Genomic DNA, 24,048 nt, shown 5'->3' with positions numbered 1-24,048 from the left:
CTCCTAAGCGGTTTTCTCGTACTCGGTGCTGTTGTCCTGCGGGTCGCGCGGGGCCGGCACGGCCGCCGCGACGGTGCCCACGGCGAGCTTCTCCCGGCTCAGCCGCCGACCGTAGGCGAAGAAGTACCAGCGCAGGTAACCGGGAAGGAACCGACCCAGGTCGAAGTGGGACTCGCCCAGCGGCCGGTCCAGCCAGATGGTCGGGATCTCGGCCACCGGTAGCCGCAGCCGGGTGGCCTTGGCCGTCAGCTCCAGGCCGATCTCGAACCCGGTCCGGGACTCGATGCCCACCTCCCGGACGAAGGCCGTGTCGTACGCCTTGAAGCTGTTGGTGGCGTCCCGGGTGCCGACCCGGGCGAAGGTGTAGAGGCTGCGCCCGGCCCACCGGGACATCATCCGCTTCAGCCGTGGCCCGCCCACCTGCTGCCCGCCCGGCATGTAGCGGGAGGCCGCGGCCACCACCACGCCCCGGTCCACCAGCCGGGCCAGCTCGTCGATCTGACGCGGGTCGTCGCAGCCGTCGGCCATGGTCACCACCACGACGGGGGCCTGGGCCGCGTCGACACCGAACCGGATCGCGTTCGCGGGCCCTCGGCCGTAGGTGTTGAGCACCGCCCGGACGCGCGGGTCCTGCCGGGCGATCTGCTCGGCGTACGGCACGGTGGTGTCCTCGGGCATGTCGTGCACGATGAGCACCTCGGCCGGAAGCAGCATCTCCCGCAGCATCCGCTCCAGGCAGCGGACGATCGCCTCGCCCTCGTTGTAGACCGGGACGACGACCGACACGCGTGGCGTCACACCCGCACCCCCTGTCCGGTCAGCCCCCACATGTCGATCAGTGGGGTGTCGGTCTCCAGTCGGGCGTACTGCTCGTGCGGCGCGGCGATGACCAGCAGGTCGGCCCGGCGCAGCACCTCGTCCAGGTCGACGAAGCGCTCGTCGGCCACGTACGGGTCGGTGCAGAGCGTCTCCCGGGTCTTCAGCGCCAGGATCTTGCGCAGCTTGTACGCCAGGCTCTCCCGCGGGTCGTCGCTGCCGCCCTTGAACGCCATACCGAGGATGCCGACCGTCATCTCGGACAGGTCGAACCGGTCCTCCAGACGGGACACCAGGTACAGCGGCAGCCCCTCGTTGATCAGCATGGCGGAGTGGCCGAGCACGAAGTTGTTCCGGTTGAACGCCGCGAGCTGCATGGTGTCCTTGAACAGGCACGGCCCGGCGGCGAAGCCGGGCATCGGCAGGTCCGCCGCGCGCGGATAGTCGTACGCCACCGCGTGCCGGATCCGGGCGAAGTCGAGGCCGAAGTCGTTGGCCATCATCCAGAACTGGTTGGCGGTGGCGAACTTGATGTAGCGCCAGGTGTTGGTGAAGAGCTTGGCCAGCTCCGCCTCCTCCGGCTCCAGTGGCACGATCTCCTCGGTGAGGTGCCGGAAGAGCTTCTCCGCGCGGGCCAGCGCCGTCGGCGTCCGGGCCGCCACGATCTGCGGCAGCGTGAACAGCTCGGTCATCGCCCGCCCCTCGGCGATCCGCTCCGGACAGAACGCCACGTCGGCGCGGATGCCCTTGCCGGCCAGCAGCTTCTCGGTCAGCGCAGTCACTCCCGGGTAGACGGTGCTGCGCAGCACCACGAGTTGCCCGTCGCGCAGGTGCTCGGCGCACCGCTCCAGGGCCCGGGGCACCGCGCCGAGGTCCGGGTTGAGGTGCTCGTCGACCGGCGTGCCGACGACCACCACCAGGTGCTCGGAACCGCCCACGCTGGCCGGGTCGGTGGTCGCCCGCAGCCGCCCGGCGGCGACCGCCTCGGCCAACGGGTCCGCGGCGCCGGGCTCGGCGAACGGGAGCCGGGCCGCGTTCACCGTGGCCACCGCGTCGGCGTTGATGTCGTACAGGACCACGGAGAGGCCACGGGCGGCGAAGGCGATGCCCAGAGGCAGACCCACCCGACCGCAGCCGCCGACGATGCAGACGTCGGCCGTCGTGACCTGCGCGGCCCGATCCTCGGACATGGATCAACTCCCATGGGGGTGGTGGGGGTGTCTTCCGGTGGTCGCCGGAATTCAAGCAGGCTAACCGCTCGGAGGTGACTCGCGGGTAGCCGAACATGCCGAGGCCGGTGCCCTTTCGGCCGATAGCCCACACGGTGAACGGATCCGGTGACGCAGCGCGATGGGATGGGCCCCCAGGAACCGCGGCTGCAAGTGCCGGCGGGCCCAGCGCAGGCCGGCGGTGGCCACCGCGAGTACGGCGGCCACCGCGAGCTATCCCCGCTCCGGGACCCCTCAGGCGCCGCGCAGGGTGGCGCCGAGGCGCTCCGCCGCGACGGCGACCGCCGCGTCCCGTGCTGCCACGGCCTCCTCGACGGTCAGCGTCCGGTCCGGCGCCCGGAACGTCAGCTTGTACGCCAGCGACCGGCGACCCTCGCCGAGCTGCGCACCGGAGTACACGTCGAACAGCCGGACGTCCTCCAGCAGCTCACCGGCGCCCGCCTCCAGCGCACGACGCACCTGCTCCGCCGGCACCGAGTCGTCCACGACCAGGGCCACGTCGATCAACGCGGGCGGGAAGCCGGACACCGTCGGCGCGGGCGTCACCGGGGTCGGCGGCAGCGCGTCGAGGTCCAGTTCCAGCGCGCAGGTGCGGCGGGGCAGCTCCAGAGCCGCCACCACAGTCGGGTGCAGCTCACCGGCGTGGCCGACGACGGCGCCGTCGACGCGCACCTCGGCGCAGCGGCCGGGGTGCCACGGCGCGTACTCGGCCGCCCGCACCTCCACCCGCTCGTCGGGGATCCCGGCGGCGTCGAGCACGTCACGGGCCGTCTCGATGGCGTCCGCCCAGCCGGCCGGTCGACCCGCACCCCACCAGCCAGCCGGGTCGAGGTCGCCGGCGAGCACCGCCGCGACGTGCACCGGCTGCGCCGGCACCACCGCGTCGGCGGCGGCGAACTCCTCGTCGGTCGGTCGCCGGTCCACGCCCATCGCCGGCGGGCTGCCGGCGCCGGGACGCGGGTGGAAGACCGCGCCGATCTCGTAGAGGGCGAGGTCGCGGTGACCCCGGCCGAGGTTGCGCTTGAGAATGCCGAGCAGCGGGCCGAGCAGCGTGGTGCGCAGCAGCGGCTCCTCCTCGGACAACGGGTTGGCCAGCCGCACCGCGGGCCGGCGCGGGTCGTCGGCCGGCAGGCCGAGCTGGTCGGCCAGCTCCGGCGACACGAACGGGTGCGCGAGCACCTCCACGTACCCCCGCTCGGCCAGCGACCAGGCCACGGCCCGGCGGCGGCGCTGGCGCGGGGTCAGGCCGCGACCGGGCGGCGCGGTCGGCAGCACCGACGGCACCTTGTCGTACCCGTCGAGGCGGACGACCTCCTCGACCAGGTCGGCCGGATCGGTCAGGTCGGGCCGCCAGCTCGGCGGGGTGACGCTCAGCGCCACGCCCGCGCCGCTGGCCGTGCCGACCGCGCCCGGGTCCTCGGACAGCCGGTCCGCGCCCTGCGCGACGGTGCAGCCGACCTGCTCCAGCAGGGCGACGACCCGCGCCGGCGGGTACTCGACGCCGACCCGCCGGGTCGGCAGGTCCGCCGGCAGGGTGATCGGGGTACGCGGCCGCACGTGGTCGATGTCCAGGATCTCCGCGCTCGGGGTGCCGCCACCGTGCTCGGTGAGCAGCCGCACGGCCCGCTCCAACGCGACAAGCGCCACGGCCGGGTCGACGCCCCGCTCCCAGCGCTTCGCGGCCTCGCTGAACAGCTTGTGCCGGCGGGCCGTGCGCCCGACCATCGCCGGGTCCCAGTGCGCCGCCTCGAAGAGCACGGTGGTGGTGTCGGCGACGACCTCGCTGGTCTCGCCGCCCATCACCGCCGCGAGGGAGATCGGCCCGGTGTCGTCGCAGATCACCATGTCGTCGGCGGTGAGCACCCGGTTGACGCCGTCCAGGGTGGTCAGCTTCTCCCCCGGTTCGGCGCGGCGGACCACAAGCGGCCCGACGATCCGGTCGGCGTCGAAGGCGTGCATCGGCTGGCCCAGCTCCAGCATCACGTAGTTGGTGATGTCCACCGGCAGCGAGATGCTGCGGATGCCGGCGGTGACCAGTCGCTGGGCCATCCACGACGGGGTGGGCGCGGTCGGGTCGATGCCGCGGACCAGGCGGGCGGTGAACCGGTCGCAGCCGACCGTGTCGCGGACCTCCACCGGGTACGCCGGCGTCGGCGTGCCGCCCGGCGCGGGCGCCATCCCCGGGTCGCGCAGCGGCACGTCGAACGCGTGCGACAGCTCCCGGGCCAGGCCCCGCAGGCTCAGCGCGTACCCCCGGTCCGGGGTGATCTCCAGCTCGAACACGACGTCGTCGAGGCCGACGACGGGCCGCGCGTCGTCGCCGGGCTTGGCCGACACATCCGGCGGCAGCACGATGATGCCGGAGTGGTCGTCGCCCAGGCCCAGCTCCTTCGCCGAGCAGATCATGCCGGCCGAGTTGTGCCCGTACGTCTTGCGGGCGCCGATCGCGAACCCGCCGGGCAGCACACCGCCGGGCAGGATCACCACCACCCGGTCACCGGGGGCGAAGTTGCGCGCCCCGCAGACGATCTCCTGCGGCTCGCCGGTGCCGTTGGCGGCGCCCACGTCGACCCGGCAGAAGCGGATCGGCTTCTTGAAGCCGGTCAGCTCCTCGACCTCGCGCACCTCGCCGACGACGAGCTGGCCGGTGACGCTCTCGCGCAGGTCCACCACGGACTCGACCTCGATGCCGAGGTTGACCAGGGCCTGCTCCAGGTCACCGATGGGCAGGTCGGCGGGGAGGTCGACGTACTCCCGCAGCCAACTGACAGAAACTCGCATGACTTCAGACCACCGTTCCCGTGTCTCGTACCCGCATCGCCTACGCCCCGGTGGAGAGCGCGCGGCTGAACCGCACGTCGCCCTCGAAGAGATGACGGATGTCGCTGACCCCGTGCCGGACCATCAGGGTCCGGTCGATGCCCATGCCGAAGGCGAATCCGGAGTAGACCTCCGGGTCCACACCGCAGGCGCGCAGCACCCGCGGGTTGACCATGCCGCAGCCACCCCACTCGACCCACTGCGGGCCGTCGCGGTGCTCCGGGAACCACACGTCGAACTCCGCCGACGGCTCGGTGAACGGGAAGTAGTGCGGCCGCCACCGGGTCTTCGCCTCCGGGCCGAACATGGCCCGCGCGAAGTGGTCCAGCGTGCCCCGCAGGTGCGCCATCGTGATGCCCTTGTCGACCACCAGGCCCTCGGCCTGGTGGAACACCGGGCTGTGCGTGGCGTCGATCTCGTCGGTGCGGTAGACGCGGCCGGGCACGATCACGTAGATCGGTGGCTTGCGGCTGAGCATGGTGCGGGTCTGCACCGTCGACGTGTGCGTGCGCAGCACCAGGCCGGAGCCCTCCGGTGCGATGTGGAACGTGTCCATCAACCCGCGCGCCGGGTGGTCGGCGGGGATGTTCAACGCGTCGAAGTTGACCCACTCCAGGTCGACCTCGGGCCCCTCGGCCACCTCGTAGCCCATCCCGACGAACAGGTCGCTGATCGACTCCATCAGGACGCTCAGCGGATGCCGGGCACCGCGCGGACGCCGGTCGAAGGGCAGCGTGACGTCCACCCGCTCCTCGACCAGCACCCGCTCGGCCTGCTCGCGCTCCACCACCTCGGCGCGGTCGGCGTACGCGGCCTCGATCGCCCGGCGGGCCTCGTTGACCCGCTTGCCGGCGTCGGACTTCGCGGCCGGCGGCAGCGCGCCGATCTCCCGGCGCGCGAGCGAGACCGGCGACCGGTCCCCCAGGTGCGCCGAACGCAGCGCGGTCAGCGCGTCCGGATCGGCGGCGGCCGTGAACGCCTTCGTGGCGGCGGCGACGGCCTCGTCCAGGGCGGCCGGGTCGAGCAGGGCGACCTGCTTCGGGTCGTACGGATCGTTGCGGTAGCTCATGGCGTACGGGCACTCCCTCACGGCGGCGCCAGCCCTCATCGGGGCGGCTAGGCGAGTCTACGGACGCGCGGCTGTGCCGCAGCCCGCCGGTAGGAGTTGCGCAGGGAGCAGGTCAGGCCCGCCGCCCGCCGACACCGGCGGGCTGGCTAAACGAACGCCGTGTCGCGTTCATGGGCGGATGCTCTCCCCTGCTGTCGGTCGCGCCGGAGGTGGTCACCGTCAGCGCTGCGCTCTCGCTGAAGCGTACAGGCAGACCGCCGCGGCGGCAGCCAGGTTGAGGCTCTCCGCGCGCCCGTACAGCGGCACCCGCACCCGGGCGTCGGCGGCGGCGGTCAACTCCTCGGGCAGGCCGTGCGCCTCCGAGCCGAACAGCCAGGCGGTGGGCCCGACGAGCCGGCCGTAGTCGGTCAGGTCGTCCAGGTCGTCGTCGCCGTACCCGGTGGTGGCGAAGATCGACAGCCCGGCGGCGCGCAGCGCGTCGACCACCGCGATCGGGTCCGGCGCGCGGACCACGTCGACGTGGAAGAGGCTGCCGGCCGAGGCCCGCACACACTTGCCGTTGTACGGGTCGACGGCGTCCCCGGCGAAGACCACCGCACCCGCGCCGGCCGCGTCGGCGGTGCGCAGCACCGTGCCGGCGTTGCCCGGGTCGCGGATCTCGGCGAGCACCGCCACCAACCGGGGCCGGCCGGCGAGGGCCTGCTCCAGCGGCACGTCGAGGTGCCGGCAGACGGCGACCAGCCCCTGGGGGGCGACGGTCTCGGCCAGCGCGGCGACCGCGTCGTCGGTCACCTCGGAGACCGGCACGTCGGCACGGGCCGCCGTCGCGGCCAGCTCCGGGTGCCGGTCCAGCGCGGCGGGCGTACCGAACAGCTCGGTGACCACCCCCGGCCGGGCCAGGGCCTCGCGGACCGCCTGCGGGCCCTCGGCCAGGAAACGGCCGGTGGCGTCGCGGTCCCGGCGGCGTTGCAGGCGGCGTGCGGCGACGACCCTGGGGGTACGCGGGGTGAAGGCCATGGTGTGTGTTCCTCCGGCACGATCGAGGCGCCCCCCGGACGGCGGTGCCGACACGGGAGACGCCTCGCTCTGGTGCGGGGGGATCAGGCGGCCTGGGCCGCCGCGCCGCCGGTGCCCTCGGCCGCGACCGCGGCCCGGGCCAGCTCGACGATCGCCGCGAAGGCGGCGGCGTCGTTGACAGCCAGGTCGGCCAGGATCTTGCGGTCGACCTCGATGCCGGCCAGACGCAGGCCCTGGATCAGACGGTTGTAGGTCATCCCGTTGGCCCGGGCGCCCGCGTTGATCCGCTGGATCCACAGCTGCCGGAAGTCGCCCTTGCGGTCGCGACGGTCCCGGTAGGCGTACTGCATCGAGTGCAGCACCTGCTCCTTGGCCTTGCGGTACAGCCGGGAGCGCTGACCGCGGTAACCACTCGCGGTCTCCAGCAGGGTACGACGCTTCTTCTGGGCGTTCACAGCCCGCTTGACGCGTGCCATCTCAACTCCTTATTACGTAAAGGTGGCGCGCGTCAGCGGCCGAGCAGCTTCTTGATGCGCTTGACGTCGGCCTTGGCCAGCACGACCGTGCCGGTCAGCCGGCGGGTCTGGGTGGAGGGCTTCTTCTCCAGGTTGTGGCGGAGGCCGGCCTGCTGGGCAACGATCTTGCCCTTGCCGGTCACCTTGACCCGCTTACCCATACCCGTGTGGCTCTTCATCTTCGGCATGTGGAACGTCTCTCCCCTGTTACTCGCCGCTGGTGTCGGCGGCGGTGCCGGTGTCACCGGCTGCTGCGGTCTCGCCGACCGCCGCGGTCTCATCGGTTTCCGGAGCGGCGGACTCGTCCGCTGCCCGGTCCCGAGGTGCACCGCGGGACGCCGTGGCGGCGACCGCGGAGGCCTTGACGGCCCGATGCGGGGCGAGAACCATGATCATGTTTCGGCCGTCCTGCTTGGGAGCGGCCTCGACGTATCCCAGTTCCGTGATCTCGGACTCGAGCCGACGCAGGAGCCGGTAACCCAGCTCCGGGCGGCTCTGCTCGCGACCGCGGAACATGATCGTCACCTTGACCTTGTCGCCCGCCTTGAGGAACCGCACCACGTGACCCTTCTTGGTCTCGTAGTCGTGCGGGTCGATCTTCGGCCGAAGCTTCATTTCCTTGATGACGGTCTGCTGCTGATTACGCCGCGCTTCGCGCGCCTTGAGTGCGCTCTCGTACTTGAACTTGCCGAAGTCCATGAGCTTGCACACCGGCGGGCGCGCCATCGGCGCAACCTCGACCAGGTCCAGATCGACGTCCGCGGCCAGCTGAAGGGCGCGCTCCAGCGGGACGATGCCCACCTGCTCACCCTCGGGGCCGACCAGTCGGACCTCACGTGCCCGGATCTGCTCGTTCACGCGTGGTTCGACGCTGATGGGGCCTCCTCGAGTCGTTTCTGCTCTGTCGCCGACCCCCGCGGCTCCCGGGTGGGAACCGACCCGGAAAGCAGAAGGCCCCGGCGCATGCCAGGGCCCGCTCGACCGGTCGGCGCGATCACAGGATCACACGTCCGGGACCGGGACGTGCCCGGAACCGGTGACCGGACCCGGCCACCGTGGCGGCGACTCGGGTGGGAGCAGGCGCTCCGCTTTCAAGGCTGTCTGCTCGCATGCGGAGACAGCCTGGTCGACACGACAACAGTACACCGCCGCCTCGCCCGCCCCCAAACCGGGCACCCCCGGCCGTGAGCAGCGCCGACGGTGGCCCGGGTCGCCGCGCGGCGGGTCAGCTGCCGGCGGCGCGCTGGGCGAGGCGGTTCAGGTGGGCCTCGTGCAGCCGGCGCAGGGCGCGGACCCCGTCGACCGCCAGCTCCTTGTCGGCCGCCTGCAGGGCGACCATCGGCAGCAGGTCGTCGTCGTGCAGCTCCAGGCTCGCCCACGGCGCGCCCCGGTCGAAACGGACACCCCGGACAACCTCCCAGGGCAGCTCGTACGAGCTGATGACGTTGCGCACCCGGATGCCCCGCGCGTCCGCCTCCACCCGCGGGCGGGTGAACAGCAGGAAACCCAGCGCCCCGAAGATGCCCAGACCGATCATGGCGATCTGATCGCCGCGCTGGAAGCTGCCGTAGCCGTCGCCGGTCGGCCCGCTCAGCGAGGTGGCGACCAGGGCGAACACCACCACCAGCGCGACCGCCGCCGACCAGCACACCACCCGGATGCGGCGGGGCTTGAGACGGACCAGCTCGGTGTCACTCACCCCACCAGTCTGCCACCCGTATCCGCCCCACAGACGCACCACCCGCCGAGCCACCACTCAGCGCCCCGCGGCGCACCAGGGCCGGCGCAGCCCGGTTGATCCACTCGAGATCAGCGAAACGGGGGTGTCCCGCGCGGGCGGACACCCCCGTTTCCGCGATCGGGTAGACGCTCAGAGGCGACAGGCGTGGATGTTCGTCACCAGGATGGCGCGGGCGCCCAGTTCGTACAGCTCGTCCATGATCCGGTGCACGTCGTCGCGGAGCACCATCGCCTCTACGGCCACCCAGCCCTCGCGGTGCAGCGGCGACACGGTGGGCGACTCGATGCCCGGGGTGAGCCCGCTGGCGCGGTCCAGCAGACCGGCCGGCACGTCGTAGGCGAGCATCACGTAGCGGCGGGCCACCAGCACGCCGTGCAGGCGGCGCAGCAACTGCTCGGCCTGCGCCTGCGCCGGCGCGCCGGCCCGACGGACCAGCACCGCCGACGAGCGCAGCAGCGGCTCACCGAAGACCACCAGGCCCGCCTGGCGCAGGGTGGCACCGGTCTCCACCACGTCCGCGATCACGTCGGCGACACCGAGGCGTACGGCGTTCTCCACGGCACCGTCGAGGCGGATCACGTCGGCCTTGACGCCCGCCTCGCTGAGGTGCCGCTCGACAAGCCCCGGGTACGCGGTGGCGATCCGGTGCCCGCCCAGCTCCTGCACGGAGGCGATGTCGTCGGGGCGGGCGGCGAAGCGGAAGGTGGCCTTGCCGAAGGCGAGGTCGACGACCTCCTCGGCCGGCGCGGCCGAGTCGATCAACAGGTCCCGGCCGGTGATGCCGAGGTCGAGGTCACCGGAGCCGACGTAGGTGGCGATGTCCTTGGGACGCAGGTAGAAGAATTCGACATCGTTGGCCTCGTCGCGGCAGACGAGGTCCTTGGGGTCGGTGCGCTGGCGGTAGCCCGCCTCGCGCAGCATCTGGGCGGCCGGCTCGGCCAGGGTGCCCTTGTTGGGGATGGCGACACGCAACATGACGGAGTGCTCCTTCGATCGGATCTGATCAACGACGGGGCGCACTCACAGATGTCGGTAGACGTCCTTCAGCTCGAGGCCGCTGGCGAGCATCAGCACCTGGACCTGGTAGAGCAGCTGGGAGATCTCCTCGGCGGTGCGCTCCGGGCCCTCGTGCTCGGCGGCCATCCACGACTCGGCCGCCTCCTCGACAACCTTCTTGCCGATGAAGTGCACGCCCTTGTCCAGGGCGGCGACGGTGCCCGAGCCCGGGGTGCCGGCGGCGGCCTTGGCCTGCAGCTCGGCGAACAACTCCTCGAACGTCTTCACGGGGAACGATTCTTCCAGCCGCCGGGCCGGCGCCCCGAGTCCGGGTCCACCGCGACCCAGCAGGCGGACAATTCCCTATCAACATGGTGGGAAAATCTTCGATCGACGCCCATGGACCTCTACGCTGTCCGCCATGGCCAGCCGCTCACGCCTCTTCGCGCTCACCCTCGCCGGCGTCGTCGTCGCCACCGCCGGATGCGCGCCACAGGACGAGGAACCGACACCGACCGCCTCGCCGTCCTGCACGAAGGACAGCCTGCCCACCCGTACGCCGGGCAAGCTCACCATCGCCACCGACCAGCCGGCGTACGAGCCGTGGTTCCGGCAGGACAAGCCGGACAACGGCGAGGGCTTCGAGGCCGCCGTCGCGTACGCGGTGGCCGACAAGCTCGGCTACGCCCGGGGCGACGTCACCTGGACCCGGGTCAAGTTCGACACCGCGATCGCGCCCGGGGAGAAGAACTTCGACTTCGACATCAACCAGTTCTCCGTCACCGAGGAGCGCAAGCAGGCGGTGGACTTCTCGGCGCCGTACTACCTGGTGCGGCAGACCGTCATCGCGCTGAAGTCCTCGAAGATCGCCGGCAAGACCTCGCTGGCCGACCTGCGCGGCGCCCGGCTCGGCGCCCAGGTCGGCACGACCAGCTACCAGGCGATCACGGACGTCATCAAGCCGTCCGCGAAGCCGCAGGTCTACAACAGCAACGACGACGCCAAGAAGGCCCTGCAGAACGGGCAGATCGACGGGCTCGTGGTGGACCTGCCGACCGCCTTCTACATCACCGGCGCGGAGATCACCGACGCGACGATCGTCGGGCAGGTGCCGCAGGTGGGCGTGCCGGAGGCGTTCGGGCTGCTGCTGGACAAGAACTCGCCGCTGACCCGCTGCGTGAGCGGCGCGGTCGGTCAGCTCAGCGAGGCCGGCACGCTGACCGAACTGGAGCAGAAGTGGCTCGCGCAGGTGGCGGGAGCGGCCGAGCTGAAGTGACGCCGCGGGAACACACCCCCTCCGCGGCGCAGCTGCGGCGGTCGGCGTACCGGCGTCGGCAGAGCGTGCACAGCGTGCTGATCGCGGCCTTCTCCACGGCGGCGCTCGGCACGTTGCTGGTCGTCGCCGTGACCGGCGCTCCGGGCTGGGACCGGGTCCGGCAGTCGTTCTTCGACCCGCAGATCGGGGCCGACGCGCTGCCGGCCGTGCTGGACGGGCTCTGGCTCAACGTCCGGCTGCTGGTCTGCTGCGCGGCCGGCGCGCTGCTGCTCGGGCTGGCGATCGCCGTGCTGCGGACACTGCGCGGCCCGGTCTTCTTTCCGGTACGGGCGCTGGCCGCCGGCTACACGTACACCTTCCGGGGTCTGCCGCTGATCATCGTGCTGTACCTGCTCACCCTCGGCGTCCCCGGGCTACGGCTGCGGGGCATGCCGTCGGTGCTGGTGCTCGGCGGGCTCGCGCTGGTGCTCACCTACGGCGGCTACCTGGCCGAGGTGTTCCGGGCCGGCATCGAGTCGGTGCACCCCAGCCAGCTCGCCGCGGCCCGCTCGCTGGGCCTGACCTACCGGCAGACGATGCGGCACGTGGTGCTGCCGCAGGCCGTGCGCCGGGTGGCGCCACCGCTGCTCAACGACGTGGTGGCCCTGCAGAAGGACGTCGGGCTGGTCTCGCTCGCCGGCCCGATCGACGCGGTCCGCGCCGCCCAGATCGCCACCGCCCAGTCGTTCAACTACACCCCGTACGTCGTGGCCGGAGTGCTGTTCGTGCTGCTCGCGATCCCGCTGATCGCCGTCACCGACTGGGTGACGCTGCGCTCGGCCCGTCGCCAGTCGGGAGGCTGACCATGGCGCTGCTGCGCTGCCGGGGTCTGCGCAAGGAGTTCGCCGGCCACATCGTGCTGGACCGGCTCGACCTGACGGTCGCCGAGCATCGGGTGGTGGCCCTGATCGGGGCGTCCGGGTCGGGCAAGTCCACCCTGCTGCGGTGCGTGAACCTCCTGGAGGAGGTGGACGACGGCACCATCGAGCTGGACGGGGAGGACATCTCCGACCCCCGGGTGGACGCCGACCGGGTTCGCCGGCGGATCGGCATGGTGTTCCAGGCGTACAACCTGTTTCCGCACCTGAGCGTGCTGGACAACATCACCCTCGCGCCCCGGCGCGTGCACGGGCGGTCCCGCGCCGAGGCCGAGGCCCAGGCCCGCGACCTGCTCGACCGGGTGGGGCTGGGCGCGAAGGCGCACGCCTACCCGGACGCGCTCTCCGGCGGGCAGCAGCAGCGGGTGGCGATCGTCCGGGCGCTGGCGAACTCGCCCCGCCTGATGCTGCTCGACGAGGTCACCTCGGCCCTGGACCCGGAACTCGTCGGCGAGGTGCTCACGATGATCCGGGACCTGAAGGCCGACGGGATGACCATGGTGCTGGCCACCCACGAGATGGGTTTCGCCCGGGAGGTCGCCGACGAGGTGTGCTTCCTCGACGCGGGGCGCGTCGTCGAGAGCGGCCCACCGGAGCAGGTGCTCGGCGAGCCGACCCAGGCCCGGACCCGCCAGTTCCTGCGCCGCATCATCGAGGCCGGCCGACTCTGAGGCCAGCCGGCTCCGAGGCCAGCCGACTCTGAGGCCGGCCGACTCTGAGGCCAGCCGACACCGAAGCCGGCCGACTCCGAGGCCGCGCAGGCTCCGAAGCCGGCCGGCACCGAAGCCGAGCAGGGCCGGAGGCGGCGTCAGCCGCCGAAGCCGACCCGCTGCGCGTTGCCGGCGGCCACGGTCCGGACGGCCAGCGCCGCGTCGAGCGCCGCCACGGTCGCCGCCCAGCCCTTGTCCTCCGCCGAGCCGGGCAGCCCGGCGCGGTCCCGGGCCTGCTCGATGGTCTCCACGGTGAGCACGCCGTGCGCCACCGGTTTGCCCTCGTCCAGCGCCACCCGGGTCAGCCCGTCGGTGACCGACCGGCACACGTAGTCGAAGTGGGCGGTGGCGCCCCGCACGACCACGCCGAGCGCGACCACCACGTCGCAGCGGCGGGCGAGGGCCTGGGCGACGACCGGCAGCTCGACGGAGCCGGCGACCCGCGCCACCACGGACCGCGCCCCGCACGCCTCGGCGGCGGCGACCGCGCGCTCCAGCATGTGGTCGGTCAGGTCGCCGTGCCAGCGTGCGGCCACCACCCCGACGGTCAACCCCGCGGCGTCGACCGCCTCGACTCCCGGCTCGCCGAAACCCGCCATCGTCATGCTCCGATCTCGTCGTCGGCGACCGGACGCCCCAGCGGCGCCTCGGACACCTCGTCCAACTCGTCCAGCAGGTGACCCATCCGGTCCCGCTTGGTGCGCAGGTAGCGCAGGTTCTCCGGGTGCGCGCCGGCCGGCAGGCTCTCGCGGCCGGTGACGGTGAGCCCGTAGCCTTCCAGCCCGGCCCGCTTCGCCGGGTTGTTGGTGAGCAGCCGCATCGAGCGCACGCCCAGGTCGTACAGGATCTGCGCGCCGGTGCCGTAGTCGCGGGCGTCGGCCGGCAGACCCAGGTCGAGGTTGGCGTCCACGGTGTCGCGACCCTGGTCCTGCAACTGGTACGCCTGCAGCTTGTGCAGCAGGCCGATGCCGCGGCCCTCGTGCCCGCGCACGTAGAGCACCACGCCCCGGCCCTCGCGGGCGACCCGGGCCAGCGCGGCGTCCAGCTGCGGCCCGCAGTCGCAGCGCAGCGAGCCGAACACGTCCCCGGTCAGGCACTCGGAGTGGACCCGGACCAGCACGTCCTGACCGTCGCCGAGGTCACCGAGCACCATCGCGACGTGCTCGGCCGGGTCGTGCTCGGCGCGGTAGCCGAGCGCCCGGAACACCCCGTGCCGGGTCGGCATCCGGGCGTCGGCGACCAGCTCGACCTGCTTCTCGGTACGCCGCCGGTAGGCGATCAGGTCGGCGATGGTGATCAGCATGAGGCCGTGCTCGGCGGCGAACTTCTCCAGGTCCGGCAACCGCATCATGGTGCCGTCGTCGTTGACCAGCTCGCAGAGCACGCCGGCCGGGCGCAGCCCGGCGAGCCGGGTCAGGTCGATCGCCGCCTCGGTGTGCCCGGGTCGGCGCAGCACCCCGCCCTCGCGGGCGCGCAGCGGCACCACGTGCCCGGGCCGGGCCAGGTCGGTCGGGTCGGTCGCCGCGCCGGCGAGCAGCCGGCTGGTGTGCGCGCGGTCGGCCGCCGAGATGCCGGTGCTGATCCCCTCCCGGGCGTCCACGGTCACCGTGTACGCGGTGCCGCGCCGATCCTGGTTGGTGTGGTGCATCGGCGGCAGGTCGAGCCGGTCGGCCTCGCTCTCGGTCAACGCCACGCAGACGTACCCGGAGGTGTGGCGCACCATGAACGCCATCAGCTCCGGCGTGGCCCGCTCGGCCGCGAAGATCAGGTCGCCCTCGTTCTCCCGATCGGCGTCGTCGACCACGACGACCGGCCGCCCGGCGGCGATCTCGGCGATCGCCTCGTCGATATCCGCGAAGCTGCTCATGCCGCCACTCCGCTTCGCTCCATGGCGTCACCAGGCACCATCGGACTGCACCTGATGATTCGCTCGCTGCGCTCGCTCATGCGACGGCCTCCGTGTAGGTGGGCGGGAGGGCTGCGGCCGGCCGGGTGGCGCGCGAGGTGCGCCACCAGGCGGCGAAGCCCCAGGCGCAGAAGGCGCCGTAGACCAGGTACATGGCCGCGGACGGGTAGAACCCGCCGCGCAGCAGCAGCGGCACGCCCACCGCGTCCACCGCGATCCACACCAGCCAGAACTCGACCCAGCCGCGGGCCATGCCGTAGGTGGCCAGCAGGCTGCCGGTGAGGATCCAGGCGTCCGGCAGCGGACCCCAGGAGCCCAGCGCCTTGAGCACCGGGTACGCGGCGGCGGTGCCGACGACGGCGGCCAGCAGCAGCACGAGCCGCTCCCGCCCGGTGGCCCAGCGCGGCAGCACCGCGGCGTGGTCGGCGTCGACGCGGCTGTTGCGGCGCCACCGCCACCAGCCGTAGACGCTGACCGCGAAGAAGAACACCTGCCGGCCGGCCTGCCCGTACAGGTCGTGCGCCTGCGGGGTGGCGAACACCCCGCCGAGGAAGACGGTGAACAGCAGCGCGTTGCCGATCATGCCGACCGGCCACGCCCAGACCAGCCGGCGCAACCCGAGCAGCGCGGAGACCAGCCCGAACACGTTGCCGACGATCTCCCGGGCCAGCACCGGCGAGCCGGCCACCTGCACCTGGGCGTCGAGCAGCCAGCCGAGGGGACCCATCAGGCCACCCCGCCCGTGCTCGGGGTCGCCCCGGACGCGTCGGTGAGCCGGGCGCCGAGCAGCCGCTCGACGTACTTGGCCAGCACATCGACCTCCAGGTTGACCGGGTCGCCGACGCCCTTCGCGCCGAGCGTGGTCAGCTTCAGGGTGGTGGGGATCAGTCCGACGGAGAACTCGTCCGCGCCCACCTCGGCCACGGTCAGCGACACGCCGTCGATGGTGATCGAGCCCTTCTCCACCACGTACCGGGCCAGGGCGGCGGGCAGCCGGAACCGCACCGTCTCCCACTGCTCGGCCGGTTCCCGGGAGATCAGTTCGCCGACGCCGTCGACGTGGCCCTGCACGAGGTGCCCGCCGAGGCGGCTGCCCAGCGCCGCCGCCCGTTCCAGGTTGACCGGGTCGCCGGGACGCAGCGCGCCCAGCGCGGACCGGCGCAGGGTCTCGCCCATGACGTCGGCGGTGAAGACGCCGTCGGCCGCGTCCACCACCGTCAGGCAGACGCCGTTGACGGCGATGGAATCACCGTGGCGGGCGTCCGAGGTGACCAACGGGCCGCGCACGGCGATCAGCGCCGAATCGCCCGCCGTGGCCGTGACCCGGACGATCTCCCCCAACTCCTCGACAATGCCGGTGAACATGTCAGCCCTCCCTTTTGCGGGGCAAAGCGGTGATCCGGAGATCCGGACCGATCTGCGTAACGTCGACGAACTCCAGATCGATGGCCTCAGCGATGGTCGTCACTCCCGCGTCGACCAGGGCGGTGGGGCCGGCGCCGAGCAGCCGGGGCGCGACGTACCCGACGATCTTGTCGACCAGGCCGGCGGCCAGGAACGCGCCGGCCAGCCGGGGGCCGCCCTCCAGCAGCACCGCGCGGACCCCGCGCTGGTGCAGCGCCGCGAGCAGCGCCGACAGGTCGACCCGGCCGTCCGGGCCCGCGCCCACCTCGGTCGCGGTCGCGATCCACGTCCGCGCGGCGCCGTCGCGGACCCGGGCGTCGAGGGGGGTACGCCCCGAGCTGTCCACCACCACCCGCAGCGGCTGCCGGATGGCCAGGCTGCCGTCGCGCAGGTTGCGGGCCGTCAACCGGGGATCGTCGGCGAGCACGGTGCCCACCCCGGCGACGACCGCGTCGACAGTGCCGCGCAGCGCGTGCACGTCGATCCGGGCCGCCTCCGAGGTGATCCACATGCTGGTGCCGTCCGCGGCGGCGGACCGGCCGTCGACGGTGGCGGCGTACTTCCAGATGACGTACGGCCAGCCCCGGCGCATCGAGGTCAACCACGCGACGTTGCCGGCCTCGGCCTCGTCGCCGCGTACGCCCAGATCCACCTGGACCCCGGCGGCGCGCAACGTGGCGGCGCCGCCGGAGGCCACCGGGTTCGGATCGGGCACCGCGATGACCACGCGGGCCACCCCGGCCTGGACGAGCGCGGTGCTGCAGGGGCCGGTGCGGCCGGTGTGGTCGCAGGGTTCCAGAGTGACGACCGCGGTGCCGCCCTCGGCGCGCGGGCCGGCCTGGGCCAGCGCGACGATCTCGGCGTGCGGCCCACCGGCGTAGGCGTGGAAGCCCTCCCCCACGACCTCGCCGTCGGCGTCGAGCAGCACGCACCCGACCACCGGGTTGGGGCTGGTGGTGCCCAGCCCGCGAGCCGCCAGCTCGATCGCACGCCGCATCGCCTCATCGACGGAGACGCTGGCCATCGCCCTGTTCTGCCCTCTCACTCGCCGGTCCGCGCGCGGGCGGTCAGGGAGGCGGCATGGACCGCGGGCAGGCGGCGGCGGATTCCGGGTACGGCACAGCCGACCCGGATGGGCGGCACGGCACGCTGACGCCAGCGGCCGGCTGAAGACCCGTCCGTCCCGCGCGCTGTCTCCCATCCGGACTGTCTGGGCGCGGACGAACCGCCCCCAACCGTCGGCCCCGGATTTTCACCAGGTCCACCGGGCGGCAGAGCCGTCCGGGTCGCGGGCTGACCACGGTTGGACCGTGGATCACCGCCGGTTCGGAATTTCACCGAGTCCCGCCAGCGCGTGGTGGGTACTCCGCAGTCTTACACGCCGAACGCGGTGTGTCCTTATCGAGGCGAGCTAGTTCACAGCGGGATCACGCGTCAGGTGACGCCGCGCCGCCGGTCCACCGCCACGTACGACCCGGGCTGGCTCTTAGCGACGGTCTTCATCTCCGAGGCGACCGCGATCGCCTCCAGGGGGTCGGTGAACCGCTTGCCGGCGTCGGAGAGGGAGACCCCGATGGAGAGGGTAACCAGGGCGGCCCGGCGGATGGTGCCGCGCCGGTCCTTCAGCTCGACGAACCCGCGCTCACGGTCGGTCGGGTCGTAGAGGGTGTCGGCGGACTTCTCGAAGTCGACCACCGCCCGGGAGGTCAGCGGGCGGACCTGGTCCGGCGCGCAGACGATCACGAAGTCGTCGCCGCCGACGTGGCCGAGGAAGGCCGGCGGCAGACCCACCGCCACCACCGCCCGGTGCAGGCTGCGGGCCAGCGCGGAGATGAAGTCGTCGCCGCGCACGAAGCCGTACCGGTCGTTGACGCTCTTGAACCGGTCGATGTCGATGTAGCCGACCGCGTAGTCCACTCCTTGTCGGACCCGGTCGCTGATCTCCCGCCGGATCCGGCTGTTGCCGGGCAGGCCGGTCAGCGGGGAGACCTCCCGGAACTCCTTGTTGCGCCGCAGCGTCGAGGAGACCCGGGCCACCAGCTCGGCGGTGTCGAACGGCTTGACCAGGTAGTCGTCCGCGCCGGCGCTGAGCCCGTGGACCTTGTCCACGGTCATCCCCTTGGCCGTCAGCATGATCACCGGAATGGCGGAGGTCATCGGGTCGGCGCGCAGCCGTCGGGTCAGCTCCAGCCCGTCGATGCGGGGCATCATGAGGTCGACCACCGCCAGGTCCGGCCGTTGCCGCTCGATGACCTCCAGGGCCTCCTGGCCGTCACTGGCGTGGATCACCTCGAAGCCGTGCAACCGCAGGTTGAACTCGACGAACCGAGCGATGTCCGCGTCGTCGTCGACGACGAGGATGATGTCCTTGCGGTCGGCCTCGGGCTCCACCTCAGGCCCCGGGCGCCGCGCGCTCCGCCAGGGCCCGCAGGCGCCGGACCGCCTCGGCCGGGTCGGCGGCGCCGTAGACGGCGGTGCCGGCCACGAACGCGTCCGCCCCGGCGGCGGACGCCTGCTCGATGGTGTCGGCGGCGATCCCGCCGTCCACCTCGATGCGCAGCTCCAGGTGGCCGGCGTCGACGTGCCGACGGGCGGCGCGGACCTTGTCCAGCATTTGCGGGATGAACCGCTGCCCGCCGAAGCCCGCCTTGATCGTCATGATCAGCAGGGTGTCGAAGCTGGGCAGCAGCTCCAGGTACGGCTCGATCGGAGTGTCCCGGTCGATGGCCAGCCCCGCCTTCGCGCCGGCCGAGCGCAGGTCCTTGGCGAGCGCCACCGGGTCGTCGGCCGCCTCGGCGTGGAACGTGACGTTGTACGCCCCGGCGTCGGCGTAGCCGGGGGCCCACCGCCGCGGATCGGAGATCATCAGGTGCACGTCGAACGGCATCGTGGTGGCGGCTCGCAGGCTCTGCACCACGGGCAGCCCGATGGTCAGATTGGGCACGAAATGGTTGTCCATCACGTCCACGTGCAACCAGTCCGCGGCGTCCTCGACGGCACGGACCTCTTCGGCGAGGCGGGCGAAATCGGCGGCCAGGATGCTCGGCGCGACGATCGGCGGCGGTACGGTCACGGGGCCAGTGTACGAACGCGGCCACCCACCGCCCGCAGCACGGCACCAACTCCGACACGCTGTGATCCAGCAGTGACCAGTAGTGCAGAATAGGCCGGTCCGGGCCATCGATTCCGGACGAACAGACATCAGTGGCTGGCCGATCGACCCAAACGCGACGACACTCCAACCGGGACGGTGCCGTAGGCTGCACGCCCGCCGGGGTCGCGCCGCGGGGCGCGAGGACCGGTCGCCAGCTCCCGGGAGGGCGGACGATGCGACGGTGGCTTCCAGCGCTGGCGCTGGTCGGCATCACGACGATGCTGCTGGCCGGCTGCGGGCCGGCGCGAGGCGCGGACGGTGACCTCACCGACGACTGGCCGGCACTGCGGGTTCCGAGACCGTTCACCCCCGCCACCGACACCTGCCTGCCCCGGATCACCTCGGTCGTGCAGGCCAGCACGTACGAGACTGTCGACTGCGCCCGCAGCCACCTCGCCGAGGCGATCCACGTCGGCACGTTCACCGGCACGGCCGCGCAGGCCAGCACCCGACCGGGCCCGGGCTCGACCGCGCTGCGCGCGGCCCGCTCCGAGTGCGACCAGCGGGCCCGGGAGGTGCTCGGCGGCGACTGGCACACCGCCCGGCTCACCCTGACGCTCTCGCTGCCCAGCGGCCCAGCCTGGACCGGCGGCGCACGCTGGTTCCGCTGCGACCTCAGCGAGACCGACAGCATCGACAACACCCGGCCGGTGAACCGCGTCGGCAGCCTGCGCGGCGCGTTGATCGGCGACACCCCGCTGACCCACGGCTGCTTCGACCCCAAGCTGATCGGCGACAACCTCAACTACATGGCCCCGGTGCTCTGCACGGAGCCGCACCGCGCCGAGTTCGTCGGCGTCTACGAGGAACGGGACATGAGCTGGGCCGAGTTCACCCGCGCGGGTGAGCAGGCGCACCGGCGCTGCATGGCGCTGATCGCCACGTACGCGGCCGTGCCGAACAACAGCGACCTGCCGTACCGGGCCGGGTCCATCTACTACCCACCGTCGCAGCGGGAATGGGAGGAGGGCGACCGTGGAGTGCGCTGTTTCCTGTGGAGCGACGACCGCAAACTCACCCGTTCGATGCGCGGCGCCGGCCCCGAGGGACTGCCCGCGATCTGAGTCACGGTGCCGTATGCTGCTGCGCCGTGGCGCTACCGGCCGGCTGGGGGCCGTCCGGAGGTCACCAGCGGCGGGAGGTCGACGATGCGACGGTGGTTGACGGCGATTGCCGGGGGCGCGGTGGTGGCGCTGGCGCTCACCGGCTGTGGCGCACCCGCCGGAGTCGACCGTGACCTCATCGACGACTGGCCGGCGCCCGTGGCGGCGCAGCAGTTCGTCCCCACCGCCGGCGTCTGCCACCACTCCTCCCAGCAGGTCGGCTTCCTCAGCGGCTACAACCCGATGGAGTGCGCCGAGTCGCACCGGGTGGAGACCCTGCACGTCGGTACGCTCACCGGCCCCGGCACCGAACGCGGCACACCTCCGCCACCCGGCTCGGTAGGCATGCGGGCCGCGCAGGCCGGCTGCGAGACGGAGGTCAACAAGGCCGTCGGCGGCGACTGGCGCTCGGGGCGCCTCGGGCTCGCCGTCGTGCTGCCCTCGCCGGCCGCCTGGGCCGGCGGGGCCCGCTGGTACCGCTGTGACGTCACCGAGATCGCCAGCATCGACGACACCGCCGTCGACCTGCGCACCGGCAGCCTGCGGGGTGCCCTGACCGGCGCGTCGCCGCTGGCGTACCGCTGCTTCAACCCCAAGCTGGACAAGGACAAGATCGAGGAGATGGTGGCGGTGTCCTGCACCGCCAAGCACCACGCCGAGTTCGTCGGTATCTGGCAGGCCCCGGACATCAGCTACGCCGAGTTCAACCGCACCACCAAGCGCACCCACCGGGCGTGCCAGTCGGTGACGGCCAAGTACGCCAAGGTGCCCGACAACTCGCAGCTCGACTTCCGCGCCGGAACGATCTACTACCAGCCGTACGAGCAGGAGTGGCGCAACGGCAACCGCGGCGTGCAGTGCTTCCTCTGGATCAGCGACCGGAACCTGACCCGCTCGCTGAAGAACGCCGGCACCAAGGGCCTTCCGGTCACCTGACCCCGGCCGCACGACCGCACCCGGCCGGCTCGGCCGGGTGCGGTGTCGCGTTCAGCCCTCGGGCAGGACGGCTGTCAGCCCTTGCGCAGGACGGCGAGGAACATCGCGTCGGTGCCGTGGCGGTGCGGCCAGAGCTGCACGGTGGGGCCGTCGCCCAGGCCGGGCATGCCGGCCGGCAGCAGCGGTCGGGCGTCGACGAAGTCCACCGACACGCCGCTGCGGCGAGCCGCCTCGGTGACGGTGACGTGCGTCTCGACGGTGTGCGGCGAGCAGGTGACGTAGGCGACCAGCCCGCCCGGTCGGACCGCCCGCAGCGCCGCGCCCAGCAACTCCCGCTGCAGCCGGGTCAACGGGGGCAGGTCGGAGGGCTGGCGGCGCCAGCGCGACTCGGGCCGGCGACGCAGCGAGCCCAGCCCGGTGCACGGGGCGTCCACCAGCACCCGGTCGAAGTGGCCCTCCGGCAGCTTCGGGTCCGCGCCGACCTCACGACCGTCGGTGGCCACCACGGTCACCGGCAGACCCCTTGTCGCCTGGGACACCAGCCGAGCCCGGTGCTCGGCCACCTCCACGGCGGTCAGGTGGGCGCCGCGCTGCGCGGCCAACGCGCCGAGCAGGCCGGCCTTGCCGCCCGGACCGGCGCACAGGTCCAGCCAGCGCCCGTCTGGGCCGTCCAGCGGCGCGTCGGCGAGCGCGGCGGCCACGAGCTGGGAGCCCTCGTCCTGGACGTGGGCGCGACCGTCGACCACCGCCGGCACGTCGCCCGGCGCGCCGCCGGGCAGATAGACGGCGTACGGCGAGAAGGCGCCGGGCGCGCCGCCGACCTGGTCGGCCAGCTCGATCGGGTCGATCAGGCCGGGGCGGGCGCACAGGTGCACCGGGGGACGCTCGTTGTCCTCGATCAGGAGCCGGGCGGTCTCGCCCAGGTCGCCGTCGAGCGCCTCGGAGAAGGCCCGCACGATCCACTGCGGGTGGCTGTACGCCAGCGCCAGGTGCCCGACCGGGTCGGTCTCGATCGGCGGGGCGAGCTTGGCCACCCACCCGTCGATGTCGCGGGTGGACACCTCGCGCAGCACCGCGTTGGCGAACCCGGCGGCGCCCGGCGCGACCGAGCGGACCAGGTCCACGGTCGACGACACGGCGGCGTGCGGGGGCACCCGGGTGTGCAGCAGCTGGTACGCCCCGATCCGCAGCGCGTCGCGCGCCGGCGGGTCGATGCGGGCCACGTCCCGCCCGGACGCGTCGCTGAGGATCGCGTCGAGCGTGCCGAGGTGGCGCAGGGTGCCGTAGGTCAGCTCGGTGGCGAACGCCGCGTCGCGGCCGTACAGCCCCTCCTCGCGCAGGATGGCGGGCAGCACCAGGTTGGCGAAGGCGTCGTCGCGGTGCACGGCGGCCACCGCCTCGTACGCCACGCGTCGTGGCCGGTCCAGTGGCGGCCGGGTCGGCCGGCGGTCGCCGCCGCGGCCGGCGGACGAACCGCCTCGGAACGGACGCGTCCCCTCCGGGGTCGTCACGCGAGACCCTCGCCGGCGTTGACGCGGACGCCGCGCGCCCAGTCGGTGGCCGCCATGGCCCGCTTGCCCGCGGCGCGGACCTCACCGAGGCGCACCGGCACGGTGGCCGTGCCGGCCAGCACCCGGGTCTTCTCCACCAACAGCTCCCCCGGTTTCAGGTCCGGGCCGTCGGCCACCGGAGCGACCGGGCCGAGCTTCACCCGCTCGTCCCGGAAGGTCGTCCACGGGCCCGGGGCCGGCGTGCAGGCGCGGATCCGCCGGTCCACCGCGAAGGCGGGGTCACTCCAGCGCACCCGGGCGTCCTCCACGGTCAGCTTCGGCGCCAGCGACACCCCGTCGGCGGGCTGCGGCTCGGCACGCGCGGTGCCGTCGGCGATCGCGTCGAGCACCGCCACCAGCAGCCCGGCGCCGGAGTCGGCGAGCCGCTCCAGCAGGTCGCCGGAGGTGTCGCCGGGGCGGATCTCGTCGGTCAGGGTGCCGAAGACGGGCCCGGTGTCCAGGCCCTGCTCCAGTTGGAAGACGCTGGCGCCGGTCAGCTCGTCGCCGTGCAGCACCGCGTGCTGCACGGGCGCGGCGCCCCGCCAGGCGGGCAGCAGCGAGAAGTGCAGGTTGATCCAGCCGTACCGGGGGATCTCCAGGGCTGCCGGCGGCACCAGCGCGCCGTAGGCGACCACCGGCACGCAGTCCGGGGACAGCTCGCGCAGCCGGTCGAGGAACTCCGGGTCGCGGGGGCGGGCCGGCGTCAGCACCTCGACGCCGTGCTCGTCGGCCCACGCGCCGACCGGGGAGCGGGACAGGCCACGCCCCCGCCCGGCGGGCGCGTCGGGCCGGGTGACCACGGCGACCAGCTCGTGCCGGGAGGCCGCGACGGCGGCAAGGGCGGGTACGGCGACGGCCGGCGTACCGGCGAAGATCACGCGCATCCGGG

The 24,048-nt window shown here is 73.1% G+C and carries 25 protein-coding genes and 1 riboswitch; of the genes, 5 read left to right on the top strand and 20 right to left on the bottom strand.

Features of this window, described 5'->3' with window-relative positions; genetic code table 11:
- Positions 1-3 precede the first annotated feature (3 nt).
- The 11 genes from ACGGAQ_RS10325 to ACGGAQ_RS10275 form a co-directional block, all read right to left on the bottom strand.
- Entirely contained in the window at positions 4-798 is a 795-nt protein-coding gene (locus tag ACGGAQ_RS10325) for a glycosyltransferase family 2 protein (RefSeq protein WP_393046731.1), read from the bottom strand.
- Positions 795-2,006: a nucleotide sugar dehydrogenase gene (locus ACGGAQ_RS10320; protein ID WP_354857834.1), complete on the bottom strand. Its 1,212-nt coding sequence runs from the start codon at positions 2,004-2,006 to the stop codon at positions 795-797. Before ACGGAQ_RS10320 ends, ACGGAQ_RS10325 begins: the two co-directional genes overlap by 4 nt.
- A gap of 273 nt (positions 2,007-2,279) precedes the next feature.
- Positions 2,280-4,826: a phenylalanine--tRNA ligase subunit beta gene (gene pheT, locus ACGGAQ_RS10315; protein WP_393046728.1), complete on the bottom strand. Its 2,547-nt coding sequence runs from the start codon at positions 4,824-4,826 to the stop codon at positions 2,280-2,282.
- 40 nt (positions 4,827-4,866) lie between these two features.
- Positions 4,867-5,934: a phenylalanine--tRNA ligase subunit alpha gene (gene pheS, locus ACGGAQ_RS10310; RefSeq protein ID WP_393046725.1), complete on the bottom strand. Its 1,068-nt coding sequence runs from the start codon at positions 5,932-5,934 to the stop codon at positions 4,867-4,869.
- 219 nt (positions 5,935-6,153) lie between these two features.
- Positions 6,154-6,951: a TrmH family RNA methyltransferase gene (locus ACGGAQ_RS10305; protein ID WP_393046722.1), complete on the bottom strand. Its 798-nt coding sequence runs from the start codon at positions 6,949-6,951 to the stop codon at positions 6,154-6,156.
- An 83-nt stretch (positions 6,952-7,034) separates the two neighbouring features.
- Entirely contained in the window at positions 7,035-7,427 is a 393-nt protein-coding gene (gene rplT / locus ACGGAQ_RS10300) for a 50S ribosomal protein L20 (RefSeq protein ID WP_030335718.1), read from the bottom strand.
- A gap of 32 nt (positions 7,428-7,459) precedes the next feature.
- Positions 7,460-7,654, bottom strand: a complete 195-nt coding sequence (gene rpmI, locus ACGGAQ_RS10295; RefSeq protein ID WP_007458415.1) for a 50S ribosomal protein L35 — start codon at positions 7,652-7,654, stop codon at positions 7,460-7,462.
- Between the two features lie 19 nt (positions 7,655-7,673).
- Positions 7,674-8,324, bottom strand: coding sequence for a translation initiation factor IF-3 (gene infC, locus ACGGAQ_RS10290; protein WP_393046719.1), 651 nt, complete (start codon positions 8,322-8,324; stop codon positions 7,674-7,676).
- A gap of 367 nt (positions 8,325-8,691) precedes the next feature.
- Positions 8,692-9,165, bottom strand: coding sequence for a PH domain-containing protein (locus ACGGAQ_RS10285; protein WP_393046716.1), 474 nt, complete (start codon positions 9,163-9,165; stop codon positions 8,692-8,694).
- Between the two features lie 171 nt (positions 9,166-9,336).
- A complete protein-coding gene (gene hisG, locus ACGGAQ_RS10280; RefSeq protein WP_393046714.1) occupies positions 9,337-10,182 on the bottom strand; it encodes an ATP phosphoribosyltransferase in 846 nt (281 codons plus the stop codon).
- Positions 10,183-10,227: 45 nt separating this feature from the next.
- Positions 10,228-10,491 (bottom strand): phosphoribosyl-ATP diphosphatase, encoded by a 264-nt coding sequence (locus tag ACGGAQ_RS10275; RefSeq protein ID WP_030335709.1) that lies wholly within the window; start codon positions 10,489-10,491, stop codon positions 10,228-10,230.
- 133 nt (positions 10,492-10,624) lie between these two features.
- On the opposite strand from ACGGAQ_RS10275, the gene ACGGAQ_RS10270 reads away from it, so the two are divergent.
- Genes ACGGAQ_RS10270 through ACGGAQ_RS10260 form a run of 3 tightly spaced genes read left to right on the top strand, consistent with a single transcriptional unit; the run spans position 10,625 to position 13,067 of the window.
- A complete protein-coding gene (locus ACGGAQ_RS10270; protein ID WP_393046709.1) occupies positions 10,625-11,479 on the top strand; it encodes a transporter substrate-binding domain-containing protein in 855 nt (284 codons plus the stop codon).
- A complete protein-coding gene (locus tag ACGGAQ_RS10265; protein WP_393046706.1) occupies positions 11,476-12,321 on the top strand; it encodes an amino acid ABC transporter permease in 846 nt (281 codons plus the stop codon). Before ACGGAQ_RS10270 ends, ACGGAQ_RS10265 begins: the two co-directional genes overlap by 4 nt.
- Before the next feature lie 2 nt (positions 12,322-12,323).
- Positions 12,324-13,067: an amino acid ABC transporter ATP-binding protein gene (locus ACGGAQ_RS10260; RefSeq protein ID WP_393046704.1), complete on the top strand. Its 744-nt coding sequence runs from the start codon at positions 12,324-12,326 to the stop codon at positions 13,065-13,067.
- 137 nt (positions 13,068-13,204) lie between these two features.
- On the opposite strand, the gene ribH is transcribed toward ACGGAQ_RS10260, so the two are convergent.
- From ribH to rpe, 7 genes are all read right to left on the bottom strand, one after another.
- On the bottom strand, positions 13,205-13,705 hold the full coding sequence (gene ribH / locus ACGGAQ_RS10255; RefSeq protein ID WP_234589790.1) for a 6,7-dimethyl-8-ribityllumazine synthase: 501 nt from the start codon (positions 13,703-13,705) through the stop codon (positions 13,205-13,207).
- Positions 13,706-13,707: 2 nt separating this feature from the next.
- The gene (locus ACGGAQ_RS10250) at positions 13,708-14,973 is read right to left on the bottom strand and encodes a bifunctional 3,4-dihydroxy-2-butanone-4-phosphate synthase/GTP cyclohydrolase II (protein WP_393046701.1); all 1,266 of its coding nucleotides are present in this window, start codon (positions 14,971-14,973) and stop codon (positions 13,708-13,710) included.
- A gap of 76 nt (positions 14,974-15,049) precedes the next feature.
- Positions 15,050-15,739 (bottom strand): nicotinamide riboside transporter PnuC, encoded by a 690-nt coding sequence (gene pnuC / locus ACGGAQ_RS10245; protein ID WP_354857812.1) that lies wholly within the window; start codon positions 15,737-15,739, stop codon positions 15,050-15,052.
- Positions 15,739-16,377, bottom strand: a complete 639-nt coding sequence (locus ACGGAQ_RS10240; protein ID WP_393046698.1) for a riboflavin synthase — start codon at positions 16,375-16,377, stop codon at positions 15,739-15,741. Before ACGGAQ_RS10240 ends, pnuC begins: the two co-directional genes overlap by 1 nt.
- A gap of 1 nt (position 16,378) precedes the next feature.
- Positions 16,379-17,440 carry a bifunctional diaminohydroxyphosphoribosylaminopyrimidine deaminase/5-amino-6-(5-phosphoribosylamino)uracil reductase RibD gene (gene ribD, locus ACGGAQ_RS10235; RefSeq protein ID WP_393046695.1) on the bottom strand — a complete coding sequence of 354 codons (1,062 nt, stop codon included), beginning with the start codon at positions 17,438-17,440 and terminating at the stop codon, positions 16,379-16,381.
- Between the two features lie 161 nt (positions 17,441-17,601).
- Positions 17,602-17,772, bottom strand: a riboswitch (FMN riboswitch).
- A 78-nt stretch (positions 17,773-17,850) separates the two neighbouring features.
- Positions 17,851-18,807, bottom strand: coding sequence for a response regulator (locus ACGGAQ_RS10230; protein WP_393046692.1), 957 nt, complete (start codon positions 18,805-18,807; stop codon positions 17,851-17,853).
- Between the two features lies 1 nt (position 18,808).
- Positions 18,809-19,489, bottom strand: a complete 681-nt coding sequence (gene rpe, locus ACGGAQ_RS10225; protein ID WP_393046689.1) for a ribulose-phosphate 3-epimerase — start codon at positions 19,487-19,489, stop codon at positions 18,809-18,811.
- 254 nt (positions 19,490-19,743) lie between these two features.
- Here rpe and ACGGAQ_RS10220 point away from each other — a divergent pair, with 254 nt between their 5' ends.
- Positions 19,744-20,634, top strand: coding sequence for a septum formation family protein (locus ACGGAQ_RS10220; protein ID WP_393046687.1), 891 nt, complete (start codon positions 19,744-19,746; stop codon positions 20,632-20,634).
- Positions 20,635-20,718: 84 nt separating this feature from the next.
- Positions 20,719-21,609 carry a septum formation family protein gene (locus tag ACGGAQ_RS10215; RefSeq protein WP_393046684.1) on the top strand — a complete coding sequence of 297 codons (891 nt, stop codon included), beginning with the start codon at positions 20,719-20,721 and terminating at the stop codon, positions 21,607-21,609.
- A gap of 74 nt (positions 21,610-21,683) precedes the next feature.
- On the opposite strand, the gene ACGGAQ_RS10210 is transcribed toward ACGGAQ_RS10215, so the two are convergent.
- Positions 21,684-23,162, bottom strand: coding sequence for an RsmB/NOP family class I SAM-dependent RNA methyltransferase (locus ACGGAQ_RS10210; RefSeq protein ID WP_393046836.1), 1,479 nt, complete (start codon positions 23,160-23,162; stop codon positions 21,684-21,686).
- Positions 23,117-24,043: a methionyl-tRNA formyltransferase gene (fmt, locus tag ACGGAQ_RS10205; protein ID WP_393046681.1), complete on the bottom strand. Its 927-nt coding sequence runs from the start codon at positions 24,041-24,043 to the stop codon at positions 23,117-23,119. The genes ACGGAQ_RS10210 and fmt overlap by 46 nt, the downstream gene beginning before the upstream one ends.
- Positions 24,044-24,048: the final 5 nt, after the last annotated feature.

Source organism: Micromonospora sp. NPDC047557 (assembly GCF_043205095.1).
Lineage (GTDB): Bacteria > Actinomycetota > Actinomycetes > Mycobacteriales > Micromonosporaceae > Micromonospora.
The sequence above is the reverse complement of the archived record's forward strand: the minus strand, read 5'-3'. Positions and strand labels throughout refer to the sequence as shown.

Bases quoted from the DNA above. Each gene is read 5' to 3' on its own strand.
- ACGGAQ_RS10320 (WP_354857834.1), bottom strand. From the start codon at position 2,006: ATGTCCGAGGATCGGGCCGCGCAGGTCACGACGGCCGACGTCTGCATC.
- pheT (WP_393046728.1), bottom strand. From the start codon at position 4,826: ATGCGAGTTTCTGTCAGTTGGCTGCGGGAGTACGTCGACCTCCCCGCC.
- pheS (WP_393046725.1), bottom strand. From the start codon at position 5,934: ATGAGCTACCGCAACGATCCGTACGACCCGAAGCAGGTCGCCCTGCTC.
- ACGGAQ_RS10305 (WP_393046722.1), bottom strand. From the start codon at position 6,951: ATGGCCTTCACCCCGCGTACCCCCAGGGTCGTCGCCGCACGCCGCCTG.
- rplT (WP_030335718.1), bottom strand. From the start codon at position 7,427: ATGGCACGCGTCAAGCGGGCTGTGAACGCCCAGAAGAAGCGTCGTACC.
- rpmI (WP_007458415.1), bottom strand. From the start codon at position 7,654: ATGCCGAAGATGAAGAGCCACACGGGTATGGGTAAGCGGGTCAAGGTG.
- hisG (WP_393046714.1), bottom strand. From the start codon at position 10,182: ATGTTGCGTGTCGCCATCCCCAACAAGGGCACCCTGGCCGAGCCGGCC.
- ACGGAQ_RS10270 (WP_393046709.1), top strand. From the start codon at position 10,625: ATGGCCAGCCGCTCACGCCTCTTCGCGCTCACCCTCGCCGGCGTCGTC.
- ACGGAQ_RS10260 (WP_393046704.1), top strand. From the start codon at position 12,324: ATGGCGCTGCTGCGCTGCCGGGGTCTGCGCAAGGAGTTCGCCGGCCAC.
- ribH (WP_234589790.1), bottom strand. From the start codon at position 13,705: ATGGCGGGTTTCGGCGAGCCGGGAGTCGAGGCGGTCGACGCCGCGGGG.
- ACGGAQ_RS10250 (WP_393046701.1), bottom strand. From the start codon at position 14,973: ATGAGCAGCTTCGCGGATATCGACGAGGCGATCGCCGAGATCGCCGCC.
- pnuC (WP_354857812.1), bottom strand. From the start codon at position 15,739: ATGGGTCCCCTCGGCTGGCTGCTCGACGCCCAGGTGCAGGTGGCCGGC.
- ACGGAQ_RS10240 (WP_393046698.1), bottom strand. From the start codon at position 16,377: ATGTTCACCGGCATTGTCGAGGAGTTGGGGGAGATCGTCCGGGTCACG.
- ribD (WP_393046695.1), bottom strand. From the start codon at position 17,440: ATGGCCAGCGTCTCCGTCGATGAGGCGATGCGGCGTGCGATCGAGCTG.
- ACGGAQ_RS10220 (WP_393046687.1), top strand. From the start codon at position 19,744: ATGCGACGGTGGCTTCCAGCGCTGGCGCTGGTCGGCATCACGACGATG.
- ACGGAQ_RS10215 (WP_393046684.1), top strand. From the start codon at position 20,719: ATGCGACGGTGGTTGACGGCGATTGCCGGGGGCGCGGTGGTGGCGCTG.
- fmt (WP_393046681.1), bottom strand. From the start codon at position 24,043: ATGCGCGTGATCTTCGCCGGTACGCCGGCCGTCGCCGTACCCGCCCTT.